The organism is Finegoldia magna ATCC 53516, from assembly GCF_000159695.1.
GTDB lineage: Bacteria > Bacillota > Clostridia > Tissierellales > Peptoniphilaceae > Finegoldia > Finegoldia magna_F.
Genome location: NZ_CM000955.1, coordinates 227622 through 243457, shown reverse-complemented (window position 1 = coordinate 243457; position 15836 = coordinate 227622). Strand labels below are relative to the sequence as shown.

At 35.5% G+C, this 15836-nt stretch carries 14 protein-coding genes; 9 read left to right on the top strand and 5 right to left on the bottom strand.

The annotated features are described in order from the left end of the window. Window positions 1-120 precede the first annotated feature (120 nt). The 6 genes from HMPREF0391_RS01115 (at window position 121) to HMPREF0391_RS01090 (ending at window position 7947) form a co-directional block, all read left to right on the top strand. A complete protein-coding gene (locus HMPREF0391_RS01115; protein WP_002834986.1) occupies window positions 121-2451 on the top strand; it encodes a pilin N-terminal domain-containing protein in 2331 nt (776 codons plus the stop codon). A gap of 121 nt (window positions 2452-2572) precedes the next feature. Continuing rightward, window positions 2573-3964, top strand: a complete 1392-nt coding sequence (locus tag HMPREF0391_RS01110; RefSeq protein WP_035109661.1) for an MSCRAMM family protein — start codon at window positions 2573-2575, stop codon at window positions 3962-3964. Window positions 3965-4141: 177 nt separating this feature from the next. After that, window positions 4142-5008: a class C sortase gene (locus HMPREF0391_RS01105; RefSeq protein ID WP_002834983.1), complete on the top strand. Its 867-nt coding sequence runs from the start codon at window positions 4142-4144 to the stop codon at window positions 5006-5008. Then, on the top strand, window positions 4995-5834 hold the full coding sequence (locus tag HMPREF0391_RS01100) for a class C sortase (protein WP_002834982.1): 840 nt from the start codon (window positions 4995-4997) through the stop codon (window positions 5832-5834). The genes HMPREF0391_RS01105 and HMPREF0391_RS01100 overlap by 14 nt, the downstream gene beginning before the upstream one ends. Then, window positions 5821-6672 carry a class C sortase gene (locus HMPREF0391_RS01095; protein WP_002834981.1) on the top strand — a complete coding sequence of 284 codons (852 nt, stop codon included), beginning with the start codon at window positions 5821-5823 and terminating at the stop codon, window positions 6670-6672. The genes HMPREF0391_RS01100 and HMPREF0391_RS01095 overlap by 14 nt, the downstream gene beginning before the upstream one ends. Before the next feature lie 138 nt (window positions 6673-6810). After that, window positions 6811-7947: a hypothetical protein gene (locus tag HMPREF0391_RS01090; protein WP_002834980.1), complete on the top strand. Its 1137-nt coding sequence runs from the start codon at window positions 6811-6813 to the stop codon at window positions 7945-7947. Between the two features lie 105 nt (window positions 7948-8052). Here HMPREF0391_RS01090 and trhA read toward each other — a convergent pair whose 3' ends face one another. After that, window positions 8053-8694, bottom strand: coding sequence for a PAQR family membrane homeostasis protein TrhA (gene trhA, locus HMPREF0391_RS01085; protein WP_002834979.1), 642 nt, complete (start codon window positions 8692-8694; stop codon window positions 8053-8055). A gap of 152 nt (window positions 8695-8846) precedes the next feature. Here trhA and HMPREF0391_RS01080 point away from each other — a divergent pair, with 152 nt between their 5' ends. The 3 genes from HMPREF0391_RS01080 to fic all read left to right on the top strand — a co-directional run bounded on the left by HMPREF0391_RS01080 (window position 8847) and on the right by fic (window position 11837). Then, entirely contained in the window at window positions 8847-9350 is a 504-nt protein-coding gene (locus HMPREF0391_RS01080) for a GNAT family N-acetyltransferase (protein WP_002834978.1), read from the top strand. After that, a complete protein-coding gene (locus HMPREF0391_RS01075) occupies window positions 9350-10084 on the top strand; it encodes a carbon-nitrogen hydrolase family protein (RefSeq protein WP_002834977.1) in 735 nt (244 codons plus the stop codon). Before HMPREF0391_RS01080 ends, HMPREF0391_RS01075 begins: the two co-directional genes overlap by 1 nt. Window positions 10085-11261: 1177 nt before the next feature. Next, on the top strand, window positions 11262-11837 hold the full coding sequence (fic, locus tag HMPREF0391_RS01070; protein ID WP_002834976.1) for a protein adenylyltransferase Fic: 576 nt from the start codon (window positions 11262-11264) through the stop codon (window positions 11835-11837). An 842-nt stretch (window positions 11838-12679) separates the two neighbouring features. On the opposite strand, the gene HMPREF0391_RS01065 is transcribed toward fic, so the two are convergent. The 4 genes from HMPREF0391_RS01065 to HMPREF0391_RS09665 form a co-directional block, all read right to left on the bottom strand. Further along, complete coding sequence (locus HMPREF0391_RS01065) at window positions 12680-13849, bottom strand: IS256 family transposase (protein WP_196218489.1); 1170 nt, start codon at window positions 13847-13849, stop codon at window positions 12680-12682. A 125-nt stretch (window positions 13850-13974) separates the two neighbouring features. Beyond that, a complete protein-coding gene (locus tag HMPREF0391_RS01060; protein WP_002834975.1) occupies window positions 13975-14217 on the bottom strand; it encodes a type II toxin-antitoxin system Phd/YefM family antitoxin in 243 nt (80 codons plus the stop codon). 255 nt (window positions 14218-14472) lie between these two features. Then, on the bottom strand, window positions 14473-15573 hold the full coding sequence (locus tag HMPREF0391_RS01055) for an IS110 family transposase (protein WP_002834974.1): 1101 nt from the start codon (window positions 15571-15573) through the stop codon (window positions 14473-14475). Beyond that, window positions 15566-15697 carry a hypothetical protein gene (locus HMPREF0391_RS09665; RefSeq protein ID WP_002834972.1) on the bottom strand — a complete coding sequence of 44 codons (132 nt, stop codon included), beginning with the start codon at window positions 15695-15697 and terminating at the stop codon, window positions 15566-15568. Before HMPREF0391_RS09665 ends, HMPREF0391_RS01055 begins: the two co-directional genes overlap by 8 nt. Window positions 15698-15836: the final 139 nt, after the last annotated feature.

Sequence of the window (15836 nt, the reverse complement as noted above, 5' to 3'; positions counted from 1 at the left end):
TATGAAACCGGAAGGGTTGGAAGGCAGAAGCCTAAGAGAAGAAGTGCCCAAGGGGGCAAGGACAAGGTAATAATTTGCGAGAAGCAAATGGTTATAAAATAAATATAAAGGAGTTATATTATGAAAAAAAGATTTTTATCACTAATCATAGCATTAGCGATGATGGTTGGTGTATTCACCCCATTGATAGCTAGTGCGGCTGATGAAACAACAAACACTGTAACACTTCACAAAATGTTAATGACAAAAGAAAACTTAAAAAATGAAAAGTTCCCAGGAACTACAGGTTTAGATGGAACCGAATATGACGGTAATTTAATCGGTAAGAAAGAAGATAATAAACAAACTGCAGAAGACATAAAAAAAGCATTGGAAAGCTATTTTGGTGCAGGTTCTAAAGAGATTGCAGGTGCATACTTTGCTGTTAAATACAACAGTACAGATAACAAAGGCAAATATGTAACTATTAAAAAAGATACAAAAGCAACTGAAAAACCAGTATATGGTGCAGTAGACTCTTTAGATGAAAAATTACCAGAAGGATTTGAACTTCTTGCAGGTTTAACTGAGGCAGACGGTATTAAATTTACTACTAAGGGATTAAAAGGAGACTTCTTAATCGAAGAAATCCATGAAAAATCAAGTTACTTTAATAAAGATAAAAATAAAGATGAAAATGGAAAGATTATTACAGATAGCAAAGCTGTACCAGTTAAAATTACTCTACCATTAGTAAATAATAATGGTGTAGTACCTGATGCTCACGTTTATCCAAAGAACACTGAAGAAAAACCACAAATCGATAAGAACTTTAAAAAAGCAGAAAAAGGCGAAACTGAATTAGAAAAAGCAGATGGATTTGAAGAAGCAGAAAAAGGTGCCGGTATTGGGGTAGGTGCTAACTATGAAAACTACCAAAAGAAAAAAGCAACAGCTAAAGCAGAAATTGGTAAAAAGATTCCTTACGAAGTAAAAACACAAATTCCAGCAAAATCTAAATTAAAAACAGCTTACTGGTCAGATGAAATGACTGAAGGTCTACAATATAATAATGATTTAAAAGTTACAATTGGTGGAACAAAAGCAGTAGCTGGTACAGATTACACTGTAACTACAGATAAAAATACAAATGGATTTAGAATAGAACTTACTCAAGCTGGATTTGATAAGGTAAATGGACAAGATAAAGACGTAGAAGTTGTGTTAACTTACTCTGCAACTGTAAAATCTATAACAGTAGTTGACATTCCTGAAGCCAACGACATCACTTTCCACTATGGAAATAACAAACCAGGCGAAGGAAACACTCCTATCCCTACAAAACCAAACGATAATGGAGATTTAACTGTTAAGAAAACTTGGGCTGATGGAACTCCAGCAAAAGGAGAATGGGCATCATTTAAATTAGTTAACGCTCAAACTGGGGAAGAAATTGGTACAGTTAAATTTGAAACAAAAGAAAACGCTGGGAAATTAGAAACTACTACAACTTATACACCAAATGCAGCTTACACACCAATTGGAAATGAAAAAACTATAACAGGTCCAGAAACTAAGACAGAAGAAGGTAATGTATGGTCATTTACTTGGAAAGGTTTAGACAAAGAACTTCAATACAAAGTTGAAGAAGATAATAACATGAACCAAACTGCACACTTTACAAAAGGTGAAAACGGTGAAATATTAATAACAAACAATAAGGATAATAATCCAAAACCACTTAACCCAACAGAACCAAAGGTTGTACTTGGTGGTAAGAAATTTGTTAAGACTGATGAAAATGGAAAGAGACTTGCAGGAGCAGAATTCTTTGTTAAAAAGACTGTAACTGAAGAAGGAAAACAAGTAGATAAATACCTTGTAGCAACTAAAAAAGATGAAAAAGAAGTAGCAGTTGCTAAAGCAGCTTTAGACAAAGCAGTTGAAGAATATAATGCTTTAACAGCTGAACAACAAGAAGGTCAAGAAGGAAAAACTAAGAAAGCAGCTATAGATACAGCTCAAGATGCTTACAATAAAGCTTTCATAAAAAATGCAACAGCATATACTTGGGTAAATGCACCAAAAGAAGGTGAAGTAGATAATAGAGTTGTATTAACTTCAGATGGCCAAGGTAGATTTGAAATTTCAGGTCTTGAATACGGCGACTACAAACTTGAAGAAAAAACTCCTCCAAAAGGATTTGCTAAATTAAATGGCGATATTGATTTCAAAGTAGCTAAGGGTTCATATAGTGATGCTGCTGGTTATAAAAAAGGTGAAGCAGTACCTACACATATAGGTTATACTAGCGATACTGATACTGAAAAAGGACAACAAATCGTCAACAAGAAAGTAACTATCCCACAAACAGGTGGTATTGGTACTATTATCTTCACTGCTATCGGTCTTGCAATAATGGCATCAGCTATTATCGCTATCAAAAAAAGACAAGCAACTGAAGCTAGATAATAACTAAAAGAAGAGAGGAAAAGCAATTTTCCTTCTTCTAAAAGTGCAAATATGTGATGTATTTGCACTTTTAGAAGAATATAACAATATTAATATAGAACTAAAAATGGAAGGTAATAATATGAAGATTTTAAAAAAGATATTAATGGTTATGGTAATGGTGGCGATGACTCTTACTAGCAGTTCATTTGCTGCGGGGGATTATTCGATAACTGTGACTGTGGCTAAGAAATACGGTGATGTTACGGGGAAGATGAGTTTGTGGAAGGTTTCTGATGAACAAATTCCAAATTCCGAAAAGTCTACTGTGCTTGGTGATTTGAATAAGTTGTCCGTAGAAAATCTGAATTCTACATACAAGGACAAGGCTGATGTGGAGTTTTCCAATAATGAGGCAGTGTTTAGGAATTTGGATAAGGGTGCGTATTATGTGCGTGACACTTCGGGCATTAAACGTGACAAGGAGATAGCTTCGGTATTGGTTAACCTTCCAGATGATGTGGAGGGTGACAGCAAGAATGTGACTATTCATGCGAAGGAATCTTCTACGAATGTGAGACTTGTGAAAGTGGACGAGAGCGGCAATCCTTTGAAGGGTGCTAAGTTTAAGTTACTTGTTAGACGTGGTAGCGAGTATGTCGAGTTGAAGAACAAGGCTACTTTAAAATCAGATGACAAGCTTGAACTATCTCCAAAAGATGACGACAGATCCAAGGTAAAATCTGAAGAAAATGTAGATGAGTCGAAGGACGAAAATTCCAAGTCTGAAAAAGATGAAGCAAAATCCAAGGATGAAAAAAAGGAAGAAAAGTCCGGCGAAGAATCTAAAAAAGAGGAAAAATCTGATGAGGGCTTATATATTTCCAACGAATCTGGTGAGATTATAATCAACGATATTAAGAAGGGCGATTATATTTTCAGAGAGGTGGAAGCTCCAGCAGGTTATGTGATTAAGAATGTGGACACTAAGTTTACTATTTCTGATAAGTCTGTGGAACTTAGGGTTGTGAATAGTAAGACTTCTAATGACAAGGGCAGACACGATTTCATGAAGACTGATGAAGCTAAGAAGCCTTTGGGTGGTGCGATGTTCAAGGTTATGACTAAGAACAAAGATGGAAAGTTTGAGCCAGTGAAGAAGGACGGCAAGGATTATATTGTAACAAGTGCTGACAATGGTAAGTTTGCCGTTGAGGATATGGATTATGGTAAGTATTACTTGGTTGAGATAAAGGCTCCACAAGGTTTCATTTTATTGAGTGAGCCTGTGGAATTTGAAATCAAAAAACAAGCCGATGATAAGACTATTTCCATTGCTTTCATTACTAACAAGAGTGACACTATTACTAGAAGAAGAACTACTCCAGGTGGAGATATTACACGCGGTGGTAAGATTCCAAAGACTGGGGACATTAGATTTTTCATGAGTATGATTGGTGGTGCGATTATGTTCTTTATTGGTAAGTGGATAATTGCAAAGGACGATAAGTTAATAGGAAAAAATATTAAGTAATTCGAAAAATAGATTTGAGAATATGTAAAAATAAACCCTCATGCTAGGTGGTCTACGATTTTGTGAGATGTGTTATTGGTGTGAGGGTTTGGTTATGTTCGTTATCAAATGTTTTTCGATTTTATTTTTTTAAGGTATAATTGACTTAGAAACCGGTATTTGAGAAAGGTAATTGTAATGTGGAAGAAGATTAAGCATAATTTTGTGTTTATTTTAATATTTTTATTGGGATTTGGTGTGATGATGTATCCTGTGATTTCTAGGTTGTATTATAGGGTGGATTCCACTAATCAAGTAAAGGAGTTCGACAAGGCTGTGAAGGGTTTGTCGAAGGAGGAATTGGACAAGAGGTTGGCTTTGGCTAAGGGCTACAATGATTCGTTGAATAATGTGGTGAGCAAGGATCCTTATGATAAGAAGAACCAAGAAGAGGGCAGGAAGGCTTATGCGAGAATGCTCGAGGTGAAGGAGAAGATTGGTCACGTGGAGATTCCGAAGATTAATCAGGATTTGCCGATGTATGCTGGTACGAGCGAGGATGTGTTGCAGATTGGGATTGGTCACTTGGAGGGGACTTCTCTTCCTATTGGTGGGAACAATACTCATGCGGTGTTGACTGCTCACAGTGGACTTCCTACGGCGAAGTTGTTTACTGATTTGAAGATGATGAAGATTGGCGATAAGTTCTATGTTCACAATGTTTTCGGGACGTTGGCTTATCAGGTGGATCAGATTAAGATTGTGGAGCCGTCGAATTTTAACGATTTGCTGATTGTGAAGGGGCATGATTATTGTACGTTACTTACTTGTACTCCTATTATGATTAATTCGCACAGGCTTTTGGTTAGGGGTCACAGGGTTCCTTATGTTCCGGCTGTGGATGAGGCGTTGATTGCTGATAACAAGGCAAGTTATATTTACAGGTATTTGTTCTATGTTTCTTTGGTTATTATCGCTATTTTGTTGTATTTGATTTATCGTCAACGTAAGGCGAAGAAAAAGTTGAAAGAACTTGATGTAGAGGATAAGCATGAAGAAGTCTAAGTTAAAGGAAAATTTGAAGTATGTGTTGATTTTCTTGGTGGGGTTTGCTGTGGCGATGTATCCTTTGATTTCGAGGTTGTACTACAGGATTGAGGCTAATAGTGCGGTGCACGATTTTGATACTACGGCCAAGAAGATTGACAAGAAGGAGATTGACAGGAGGATTAGGCTCGCTCAGATTTACAACAAGACTTTGGATCCTAGTAAGCTTGCGGATCCTTATTCTGAGAAGGAAAAGAAGAATGCGATTAGCGAGTATGCGAGAATGCTCGAGGTGAAGGAAAAGATCGGTCACGTTGAGATTCCAAAGATTAATCAGGATTTGCCGATTTATGCTGGTACGAGTGAGGAGGTTTTGCAAAAGGGTGTTGGTCACTTGGAGGGGACTTCCCTTCCTGTTGGTGGCAAGGGTACTCATACTGTATTGACTGCTCACAGGGGTCTTCCTACTGCGAAGCTGTTTACTGATTTGAACAAAATGAAGAAGGGCGATGTGTTCTACATTCACAATATAAAAGAGGTGTTGGCGTACAAGGTTATCGACGTTTTTGTTGTGGAGCCGAGCGATTTTGACAAGGTTTTGGTTGTGGAGGGCAAGGATTATTGTACGTTATTGACTTGTACTCCGTATATGATTAATTCGCACAGGTTGTTGGTGCGTGCTGAGCGTACTGAATACAATCCTGCTGCTGTGGAGAAGGATTTGGTGAGTCAAGTGACTGGTAAGTACAAGATTTATTTGATTATTTCACTGATTATTATAGCGATTTTGTTGTGGTATTATATTAGGCAAAGAAGAAGGAAGAAGAATAATGAGATCAAGTAGGAAGTTTGGTTATGTGATTTTGTTTGTGGGGATTGGGTTGTTGACGTTTTGTTTGAGCAATTTGTCGTACAAGATTTTCTCACAAGATAAAAAGATGGATGATTTTTTGAGGGCACAAGGTGAGATGTCAACTGAGCTTTCCGAAAGAATCGAAAAATATAATTCGAATGTGAATGTGGATGAAACAGGACTCATGGATCCTTTTAATTCGGAGGATATTGAGCTTGAAAGTAGCAAGGTGATTGATGAGAATGGGATTTTCGGGTATTTGGAGATTCCGAAGATTAATTTCAAGAAGCCTATCTATTTGGGTGCGAGCTACAATCATTTGGCGAAGGGTGTCGGTCAGCTTGACGGTACTTCGATTCCTGTGGGTGGTAAGGGCAGGCGTAGTGTGCTTGCGGGCCACAGGGGTTGGTACGGAGATATTATGCTATTGAAGGTGGGTCAATTGTATTCGAATGATGTGGTGTATGTGCATCATCATGGGAAGACGTTGACGTACAAGGTTGTCGGAAGAGAGTACATCAGTCCGTCAGATTGGGATAGGTTGAAGCCTGTGGAAGACAAGGATATGCTGACGATATTGTCGTGTGATCCGATGTATCCTCCGTTTACTAGAAGGATTTTGATTAACTGCGTGAGGGTTGATGATCATTCTTCGAAAAGTACGGCTGATGCTACGAATAATGAGAAGGCATCACAATTGAACGTGAAGGCAGATTCGTCATCAAAGACTGTGGATTATGTTTTTTTGGCGTTTACAATCGTAGCGTGGATTGTGTTGATTGTGAATATTAGAAAGTTTGTGTTGGATATTAGAAGACACAGGAAATAAAATAAAGGGTAGTGCAATAGATTTTCTATTGAGCTACCCTTTTTGTTTGAGCTGAAGTGGGGATATATGATTATATTTTAGAATTGGGTATATATAAGTTGTAAAGATTTTAACCGAATAGTTTGTGGAGGTGCAGTTATGACTAAAAAGTCTGAAGAATTGAAAAAGTCAAAAGAATTGGAAGAGACAAGAGCATTGGAAAAGTTGGTAGAAAGTTATAAGGAAAAAAAGGATAAAGTAGAAACAATTGATGAATTTCTAAGAAAATATAATCCATGGAAAGGTAAAGACTTTGATGATTTATTAGACGATTTCTTTGCAGCTTTGAAGAATGATGATAAGGAGTTTTCATGGCTAAAGATAGATAATGGTTTATATAAGGAATTAAAGGATAAAAATGGAAGGGCAGCAAGTATTGATTATGGGATACCTAGTCATGTTAGAGGAGATGTCGAAAATGGAACAGTGTTCTTGTGTCTGGTGAATCCAAATATAGATGTTAAAGTTGCAATGTGCGAAGCTGTTCAGATGAAAAACAATAAGGACATAAAAAAATATATTTTCAATTCAAGTTCTAAAGGAGGAATCTTGTATAAGGAATTAGAAAAAAATGGACTTGAAAAACCAGGATATTATACAGATAAATATCTTAATGGATTATTAAAAATTATTAATGATTCTGAAAATGTAGAAAATAATGAAAATTCAATATATTATAAAGAAATATCAAAGAAAATAGTTAATTTAGAAGCTTTTCCTTTTAGAAGCAGTAGCCCAAATTTTGCTAGAAAGACTACGAAGGATTATGAAAATAGATTTGCTAATTGCTTGGTAAAATCAACTTCAAAAGTAAGTATGCTAAGTGCAAGGATAATAATATGGAAAATTTTGGAATATATTAATAATCCTAAAGGTAAAGTTAAACCAGTGTTCATATTTAGAAGATTCAACCAAGCTTGGAGACCATCAATAGAAAATGTGCTTAGAAAAGATTTTTTTGAAAAAGATAAAGATGATTCTGTCAAAGAAGATAAAGGTGATTCTGTCAAAGAAGATAAAGCTATTAATATTGCTATTGACAATATAATTAAAGAATTACACAAGGAGTATTTCTATACACTTAGACATTTAGATAATGACAACTTTTCTGAAATAACGAAAAATGACATATATAAAAATAATAAAAAAATATCAACAAACGAAGCAAAATATGATGAATTTAAAACACTTATAATTAATGCATTAAGTTTGCAAAAAGACGATCAGGAAAATTAAGGTATATTAATAGAGATTTGATTTATTTGATATTACTGTGCAAAATACACAAAAACGACTTTCTCTTACGAGTTAGTCGTTTTTAATTTATATCTATTTACTTTTTTATCCGAAATATATTCCGAAAAACTGTGCTACTGATGCTAGTATTATGAATATGTGCCATATTGAATGGAAGTATTTTCTTTTTTTAGCGTAGAAGTACACGCCGATGGAATAGAGTATTCCTCCCGACAATATAAGTATGAATGAAAGAATTCCAGAGATTTGGATGACATTTTTCATAAGTAATACAGACATCCATCCCATTACTACGTAAAGTATGAGTGATTGCTTTTTGTATTTTTCTTGGAGATTTTTCCTGAATATTGTGATTTTAAGGATTATTCCTACTAGTGCTATAAGCCAAATGGCTACTAAGAATCCTACTCTTTGTGCGCCTTGTAACACTCTAACTATTATTGGTGTGAATGTTCCAGCTATGCAGATGAATATTGCGGAGTGGTCGAAATATCTGAGGACTTTTTTTGCTTTGGTGTTGGTGATGGCGTGATATAGTGTGGAGAATAGGAACATCAGCATTAGGCTTACTCCGTAGATTATGTTTGCAATTATGAGTGGAGGGTTACCTTGTGATTTTATGATTAATAGTACCATGAACGCTATTGCTATTAGAACTCCCACTCCATGTGTGACGGAGTTGAAGATTTCTTCGCCTATTGTGTATCTTTTTTTAGTTTGTTGCATTGATTCCTCCTTGATTTGTATTAATGCAATTGTAATCTTTAAATGTGGTTATTTTATGAGTGTGTGGTTGGTGGGTGATGTGATGATAGAAATGGTAAATGTGTGTGAATTAGGATATAATTGATGTAACGAATGATGAAAAAGAGGGATTTATGAGATATAGATTATATAATGCGGATGATTACGACAGTTGTTGTGATTTGTTGAGAGATTCTAATATGAAGTATAGTTTTTCTGAGAAGAGTGATGCGAAGTTGTTCGAGGACATTGTGAAATCGGAGAGTTTTTGTGAGGATTGTACGTTTGTGTTGGAAGATGGCGATGCGATTTGTGGGCTTGTGATGTTCACGAGGGGTCGTGTGAGGAAGTTCGAAGGGTTGTTGCTGTCGATTTTCTACATTGACGATGAGCATTTGAGTGATGATAATGTGGATTTGCTTGTGGGAAGTGCTGTCGATGATGTTATGAGTCGCGGGGTGAAATTTATCTGCGTGATGGGTGAGCCTGATGTGTTCACGAGGTTTGGTTTCACGAGAGCGAGGGACTACGGGATTTTGTGTCCTTTTTATGTGGAGGATGATTATTTCATGGCGAGATGCGAGGATGGTTTCAAGACTCGTGGTGAGTTGAGTTATGCGAGGGAGTTTTTTGAGTAATGAAGATTAGTTTGTGTGCTGTGGAGCAGCGTTTGAATGATAAGGAATTTAATTTGAAGCAGATTGAGAAATATGCAAGCGTTGAGTCGGCAAATGGAGCTGATATGTGCGTATTTGGGGAGAGTTTTCTGCAAGGGTTTGAGTGTTTGAGTTTTGTGTACAAGGATGATGTCGGTGTTCCTGTGACGCAAAATTCGAATGAGATTGCGGAGATTCGCAGAATTGCGAGGGAGAATGAGATTGCGATTTCGTTCGGATATATTGAGAATGATCATGGCGCTTTTTATTCTTCGCAGATGACTGTGACGAAACGTGGCGAGATTATCAACAATTACAGGAGAATGAGTCCTGGTTGGAAGGAGCCTAATGCGTGTAGCGATTACAGGGAAGGCGATAAGTTGTATTTGTACAAGATGGATGGCGTGAGTTTTTCGACGTTGATTTGCGGGGACTTCTGGGATGAGGATTTGTATACTTATATTTCTATGATTGACTCTGATGTTTTGTTGTGGCCGGTGTTTGTGGATTTTTCGGTGCTTGACTGGTATAAGAATGAGTTTGAGGACTACAGGAACCAATCGCAGCTTGTGCCGATGCCGGTGTTGTTTGTGAATTCGTTTGTGGATGAGGATGACAGGGCGAAGGGTGGCGCGTATGTGTTTTTCCAAGGGAAGGTTGTTGAGGAACTAGAACCAGGGAAAGAGGGCGTGTTGAGGTATGAGTATAGGAAGTAGTGAGGTGTTGTTAGATAGAGATAGAGAATTCGTGTGGAGATAGGTTTTGAGTGAGGGGTTGTTAGCTTAGTGTGAGAATTCGTGGTTAGGTAGACAGGGACAGGGTTTGGTTGCAGGATTTACTTGGTTTCATACCAGAATAAAAGGTTTAACTTCACTCGTCTGGCTTCCAAAAACTGGAAAACTCTAATCTCGAAATCCTAAAATTTGAAGCACGCTTCGCTTACGCGGTCAAATTTTGGCCGGATTTCTGCGATTGAGTTTTCACAATTTTCTCCAGATGACTCGCTTAGTTAAAGCCTTTTATTCTAAAGGGATCACACCTCTGGGGGATTTGGGGAGAAAGTTGATAATTCAACTCTCAAAATCCTAAATCAGTCTGCTAGCTTCGCTTGCGCTTCCTGATTTTGACGGATTTTTTCGAATGAATTTTCGTTTGTATGGGCGTTGCTGGGATAGGTTATGATGGGGTTTTGTTGCTGGATTGGAGTTATAGAGTTCGTGGTTAGGCAGACAGGGACAGGTTTTTTGTTGCAGGATTTACTTGGTCGCTGGGCAGAATAAAAGGTTTAACTTCACTTGTCTGGCTTCCAAAAACTGGAAAACTCTAATCTCGAAATCCTAAAATTTGAAGCACGCTTCGCTTACGCGGTCAAATTTTGGCCGGATTTCTGCGATTGAGTTTTCACAAATTTCTCCAGATGACTCGCTTAGTTAAAGCCTTTTATTCTAAAGGGTCACACCTCATTGGGGGATTTGGGGAGAAAGTTGATAATTCAACTCTCAAAATCCTAAATCAGTCCGCGGACTAAAGTTTCACTCCCTGATTTTGACGGATTTTTTCGAATGAATTTTCGTTTGTATGGGGAGTGCTGAGGTAGGTTATGATGATGGGGAGATGTTGTAGGATGGAGTCAGAGTGTTCGTGTGATGATAGACAGGGACAGAAATTTGGTTGCAGGATTTACTTGGTTTCAAACCAGAATAAAAGGTTTAACTTCACTTGTCTGGCTTCCAATTTTCTCCAGATGACTCGCTTAGTTAAAGCCTTTTATTCTAAAGGAATTTGTGGATAAAAGGTAATTTACAATAATAAAATTTAACCGTATGAAATTCGACACGTTTAGAAATTAAGCAGAAATTTACATAAAATAATTATAAGAAGGGATGGTGTTTGATGGGTCGTTTTATTGATGAGGAGCTTTTGTCTAAAAGAAGAGCTATTGAGCTTTGGGACAAGGGTTTGATCAATGACTTTGAGGTTGGTACTTACAAGGGTTTGCAGGAGATTCACGGGTTTTTGTTTCAGGATATTTTTGATTTTGCAGGTAAGACTCGTGATGTGAATTTGTCAAAAGGAAATTTCAGGTTTGCAAATTTGTTGTATTTAGAGAGTAATTTGGCGATTATTGAGAGGATGCCTGAGGGTTCTTTTGATGAGATTATTGAGAAGTATGTGGAGATGAATGTGGCGCATCCTTTCAGGGAAGGGAATGGTCGTGCGACTAGGATTTGGCTGGATTTGATGTTGAAGAAAAATCTGAATGTGTGTGTTGACTGGGTGATGGTGGACAGGGCTGATTATTTGAGTGCTATGGAGAGGTCGCCGGTGAATTCTTTGGAGATTAAACACTTGTTGAGGAATGCTTTGACGAAGAGGGTTGATGACAGGGGTGTTTATTTGCGAGGTATTCAACAGTCGTATGTGTATGAGGATTTGGATCGATATGATATTGAGGATATAGAGGAGTAGGAAAATTTGTGTGATCGTAGGTTTTTACAAACGATTGGTTGCAGGATTTACTTGGTTTCAAACCAGAATAAAAGGTTTAACACGCTTCGTCTGGCTTCCAAAAATTGGAAAACTCTAATCTCGAAATCCTAAAATTTGAAGCACGCTTCGCTTACGCGGTCAAATTTTGGCCGGATTTCTGCGATTGAGTTTTCACAATTTTCTCCAGATGACTCGCTTAGTTAAAGCCTTTTATTCTAAAGGAATTACGGATAAACTTATGGTTTTTGTATGAAATACCCTAAAAATCGTGGATATGAATTTGAAAATTACGATAGGTTTACATATCTCTAAACGAGAAAAAAAGCAGATTCCTACAATTGCTGTAGAATATCATCTGGAGAAAATAAGTATAAATCCAAGCGAAATGAACCGTTAAGAAATCTCACTCGTGCCAGAGCGGAGCTCGCACTTGAGATTTTAGGTTCATGAGCTTAGGATTTATTTATTTTCGTAAGCTAGATATTCGGGCAATTGTCGTTTTCTGCTTTGTGTGATTTGATGATGTGTTGGGTATGTGAAAAGTTTTGTGTATCAGCTCCTCCTGATAGGTTGTGAGCTGATATTTTTTTGATTTTTAAAAAATATACTTTTATTACTAAAATCTGAAAGTTCAGATATTTGTAACCTAATTTTGGCACAATTAAACTAAAAGGTCAAGATTTTTCTAAAAATCTCCCTTTTTGCCTAATTGTATTTCTTAAAAATTTGAAGATTTCTGTCAAGAGCTGGTCGTCAGACCAGGGCTATACCTTTACTCTTGATTGAATGATTCAAATTTTTTATTATCTTTATGGCAAAATTTAGATTCTGCCTTCAAAAAATATTGATAGTTGTGACAATATTTGATCCCATCCTCTTATTCTACTCGTCCATTTACTTGAAGCATCTACCATCGCTAGATACAAGCTTTTTTGTAGGGCGTAGTCACTTGGAAATATTGTTTTGTTTTTTGTTACTTTTCTAAGTTGTCTATTAAAGTTTTCTATGCTATTTGTTGTATATATTAGTTTTCTTATTCCTTCTGGATATTTGAAATATGTTGATAATTCAGCCCAGTTATTTCTCCATGAATTTACACACATTGGGTATTTTTTGCCCCATTTTTCTTCAAATATATCTAGATTACTTAGTGCTAGTTCTTCTGTTGATGCTTTGTATACTGTTTTTAAGTCTTTCATTAGCTCTTTTATATCTCTATATGATACGAATTTTGTTGAATTTCTTATTTGATGAATTATGCATTTTTGAATTTCTGTTTTTGGATATACACTTTCTATTGCTTGGCTAAATCCTGATAAATTATCTGTTGAGACTATTAATATATCTTCTAATCCTCGTTCTTTTAATTGATTTAATACCAATAGCCAGTATTTACTTGATTCATTTTCTCCTACCCACATTCCAAGTATTTCTTTGTATCCTTCTGTATTGTATCCTAGTGCTATATATACTGCTTTTTTTACTACTATGTTATTTTCTCTTACATGATAGTGTATTGCATCTAAAAATACAAATGGATATACTTTTTCTAATGGTCTATTTTGCCATTCTTCAATAGTTGGTAGTATTTTATTTGTTATTTTGCTTACCATGGATTCTGATATTCCAAATCCATAGATTTCTTTTATGTGTGTTGATATGTCTCTTGTTGTCATTCCTTTTGCATACATAGATATTATTTGGTTTTCTATGTTTGATATGTCTTTTTGATATTTTTTCAATGCTTGTGGCTCAAAGGATCCTTCTCTGTCTCGTGGGATGTTTAGGTCTATGTTTCCGTATGATGATTTAACTGTTTTTTTACTTGATCCATTTCTTGTGTTTAATGACAGTGGTTTTTCACCATATTCATAATCTAGATGTTCATCTAACTCTGCTTTTAACATTTGTTCCATTGTGTCTCCTAGAAGATCTTTCAAAGCTTCTTGTAAATCTTGTACTGTTTCTGGTTGATATTCTTCAATTAACATCTTGGATATTTTGTTGAGTCTAGTTTCTGGTCTTTTTCTTGGCATTTTAAAATCCTCCTGATTACTATTATATCAGGAGGATTCTATACACAAACTATTTCACAGTCTCGATGTGTTGGCAATTTTTATTTGTAGAGTTCCTTATATGCTTTTTTATTTTGACTCATAATACGTTTTGAGATTTCTGTGATGTTTTCATCATCAGTATTTTGTTCTGATTCAAATTCAGTATATTTAATGAGTACGTATTTAGGATTATTGTTTTTTAGTATCACAGCAGATCCTTGTTCATCCACTAGTCGTGCTACTTTGGAGAAGTTTTGGTTTGCTTCTGTGATTGATACAAGATTTTTTGTGTTAATTTTCATGATTATGCCTCCTAATAGAATTATATCACGATATAGGATAAATTAATCCTATTTTCGTAAGCTAGATATTCGGGCAATTGTGGTTTTCTGCTTTGCATATTTTGAAGAGGTTTTTATTCTCACAAAAACCTGCTAACAAAAGTCAAGCATAACCTGAAATTAATTTCAGGTTATTTGATTATTTGAGTAATTAAATTAGTGCATGGCAAACAAACCGAGTGTAATCAATCGGTTTTTTTAGTGTAATTTTAGATTTTATGCTACTTTTAATTCTTGTTTTTGGGCTTTTGATTCCATAACTCTTGCATAGTAGATTCTTAAGAATTTGTTTAATCCTGCAAATTTACATACTTTTTTGGCTTTTCCTTCTTTTTCTTTTTTTATCATGTACTTATATATTTCATTTTCTGGTTTTTTAGCACTCATCATACATTTCATTGCCTGGTAGCCCACTTTTCTTAGTATTGCGTTTCCTCTTTTACTTATTTTTCTTTGATCCGCTTTAAAATTTCCTGATTCATATGGTGGTGCGTCTATTCCTATAAAGGATATTAGGCTTTTTTTGTTTTTAAATTTTGATAGGTCTCCAAATTCTGCTACTATTTGTACTGCTAATTTTTCTGATATTCCTGAGAATTTTTTTGCTTCTTTATATTCTTCTAAGGGCTCGGATATTTCTATCATTTGTGATAAAATTCTATTTAGAATCTGATTTATTTGTTTTATCAGGTTTATTCCTTCTCTGATATTCGTTTCTATTTTTGAGTTATGGGAAGGCTGTGTTGAGATACTATCCTCTGCTAATTGGTAAATGGCTTTTGCTTTGTTTGCATTTGGATGGTATCTCTTTTCTTTTGCCCACCTTTTATATTCTTCTATAAATTCTTCTTCTGTTTTTTCTAACACTAGGTCTTTATGCCACCATTTTTCTAAAAAGTCTAAGAGTTTGTCTTTTGAAAAGTCTCCTGAATTATGTGGTATTAGTTTTTTTATGCCTGGAAATGTTTGATGTATTGTTTGATCTATGTAGTTCATTTGATCGATTCTTAGCTCCATGTAATGTTGGTAGCTTCTGTTTAATTCTTTTAAGATTTTGTAGTTGTCTTTATCTACTTTGTATTCTTCTAATTCTTTCCAATACATTAGTCCATATTCTGCTATTTGTTTTGCATCTATTTTGTCATTTTTTGCTTTTCTAAAGTTTAATGCTCGACAATATTGTTTCATCTTTAGTGGATTTATTACTGCTACAAAGTATCCTCTATCTTTTAATTCATAAAGTATTGGTAGATGATATTTTCCTGTTGCTTCCATTGTTATTTTTATTTCTTCTTTTAACTTTTCTAGTTTATTCAATAATTTTTCTACTTCTGTTTTTTTTTAGAGAAACATCAAATGGTTTCCATATTATTTTGCTTCCTTGTTCTAATGCACAAACTGTGATTTTGTCTTTTGATATATCTATTCCTACAGATATCATTATTTTTCCTTCTTTCTGTTTATTTTGTAGCTTCTACCTGCACCATTACACTCTTTTTAGCTTGTGACACGGACGTTTTGCCCAACCTGCTTAACCGAATATGAATAATGAAAAGGTAGTTGACAGTTTTAATGGCGGA